Genomic DNA, 2,243 nt, shown 5'->3' with positions numbered 1-2,243 from the left:
TTTATGGGCCCGGTGAGCGGCATTCGCCAAAGTACAATCCGCCAGAAAAATGAGGTTGTAAAAAGCAGTCACTACAATCAGGCCTTGGCGGTACTCAGGAGTATTGATCTAGGTCATGACTATCAAGACGTTGCCTTTCTGTATCGCCTCACTCCTGAACGCGTTAAACGCTGGATAGATGCTGCAACTGCACTTCGGATGTTAAAAACACCACGAGGTATTGGCCGATTATTTTCAAACAGACGTTGTAATGCGCTGCTACCCGCAGACCCCATTGATATTTCTGTTCGAAAGGATATTTATTCAGCCCTACAAGTATGTCGCGAACTCAAGTCGAGTCAAAAAGGAAACGTCGAATTACAATGGGCTATTCAGTATTACTTAACGCATACAACCAGCAGTAACCCGTCGATTTTCTTTAACAAAACAACAGAGTTTCAGCGATTTATGGCAGTGGTAAGCAAGCTTTTTACTTGGAAGCGCTGGCACCTTAGACTGCATTATCAATATGGAAAACCCTATAATCAGTGGAAATGCCACCGCAACCTTCAGATAACCTGCTACACGTTACAGAAAATAAATGAATATCCAGAAGGATCTGGAGCATTATTTTTACGGCACATAAAAACACGCGGCGACGAAGCAATAAGCCAATATTCCTCCCCGGCACTGAAAACCTTATTCCACCAGCTGGCGATTATCCTGTTCAAAGCGGAGCAAATAAAGCAATGGGAACAGAGTTAATGTCACCAAGCGTCATCCGAGCCGCTTATACCATTGATCGTTCATAGCAGAATGAGCGTACCAATGATGTGGAGGCACATCTGCAAAAGCGGTGCGCCAATGGCATACTTCCATGGAGAGATTGTCGCATAGTCTCACCATAGAGGCCGGAATATATGCCTCAGAGCGGCGCCCGATCTTGACCGATAAGCAACTACTCAACGCCTCAAAAATCTTGGGGGAATTTCGATACAACAACGCTAATGGCTCAGCCAACACCATAAAATTGTATGACTCGTGTGAACCTGCAATGCCATCCCGAGTATCTGCATTATAAAAAAGGTGAATTTTACCTATGTCATGTAAAAGGCCTCCAATAAAAGCGACGCATACACTTAAAGGCCCAACATTGTATCGCCAGCACAGCATTGCCGCCGTAACAGCCACCTCATGGCTATGTTCCAGTAATCCACAAGCATGATTATGATGATGACTTCGGCTCGCTCTAGCGTTAAAAAACTGCCCCATCAGCTCATTGTTGAGTAATACCGCTAAATAAAAGCGTCTTAATGCCTCATCATGGATAAGTCCCAAAATCCCCCAAATATCGATAATGATTGACTCACAACCTGCGGGGACAAGTTTAAAATGATGATGCACAGCAGCTTTATCGGTAACCTCATGGATATTCAAGGTTATTTTTACCCGCTGCAAATCATTGCTAGGGCTCCACTGAACCATCACTAGCTGCCCCTCAGGGTTTACACCTTCCATAATATTTGGGGATAGCTCTAGCGAATAAGACTGTCTTAAGCAGCTAAATTGCCACAACTCTACCTGTTTTCTCCGCTCTATCAGATGTACCCAGGCCAAGTCATCAGCATTATTTGTTCGGGATTTAATATTCATTTTGACGACTCCCCTTTTGGACCATTACCAATCAACCGTTCAAACGCTGCGCCATCTTGCCCTAATAAATTAGGTACATAGCGAGAATACACTCTAAATAACATCCCCGTATTGGCATGTCCTAACTGCCGAGCAATCCATTCAGGACTCTCTCCTGCTGCAAGCCACAGGGTTGCTGCAGTGTGTCTGGTCTGGTAAGGATTTCGCTTTTCGAGTGCCAGACTTTCCAGCAGTGGATACCAAACACGTTTGGTCACATTCTGATGGCTCAGTGCGTCTCCACGGCGGTTACAAAAAACGAATTTGCTCCGAATTTTGGTTAGCTTACTTTGGGCCTGAAGTGCTTCATATACAGGCTGATTCATTGCAATCGCACGGTCTGAACTTGACGTTTTAGTTAGGCCAAGGCTGCCACGAACTAATGATTGGCGGATGTGGATCAATCTGTTTGTAAAATCAATATTTTCCCACGTCAGACCATCGATTTCCCCTGTGCGCATACCTGTAAAAAATCGAACGGTGTAGTAAGGGCGAAAATCATCCCTTACACTCTCGATAATCCGATATACCTCTACCAACGAAAATGGTTGAATATCCGTTCGCGGCATAGG

At 44.8% G+C, this 2,243-nt stretch carries 2 protein-coding genes and 1 pseudogene; 1 reads left to right on the top strand and 2 read right to left on the bottom strand.

Going from position 1 to position 2,243, the window contains the following annotated elements:
• Window positions 1-744 (top strand): annotated as a pseudogene (locus tag H9J30_RS21520) (site-specific integrase); the annotation flags it as partial.
• 12 nt (window positions 745-756) lie between these two features.
• Here the strand turns inward: H9J30_RS21520 and H9J30_RS21515 are convergent.
• On the bottom strand, window positions 757-1,632 hold the full coding sequence (locus H9J30_RS21515; RefSeq protein WP_240132839.1) for an HD domain-containing protein: 876 nt from the start codon (window positions 1,630-1,632) through the stop codon (window positions 757-759).
• A partial coding sequence (locus H9J30_RS21510) for a site-specific integrase (RefSeq protein ID WP_240132838.1) occupies window positions 1,629-2,243 on the bottom strand: 615 nt, incomplete at its 5' end. The genes H9J30_RS21510 and H9J30_RS21515, both read right to left, overlap by 4 nt.

The organism is Shewanella cutis, assembly GCF_022410515.1.
Lineage (GTDB): Bacteria > Pseudomonadota > Gammaproteobacteria > Enterobacterales > Shewanellaceae > Shewanella > Shewanella cutis.
Note: the sequence above shows the minus strand (reverse complement) of the source record. Positions and strands in the feature narration are given on the sequence as shown.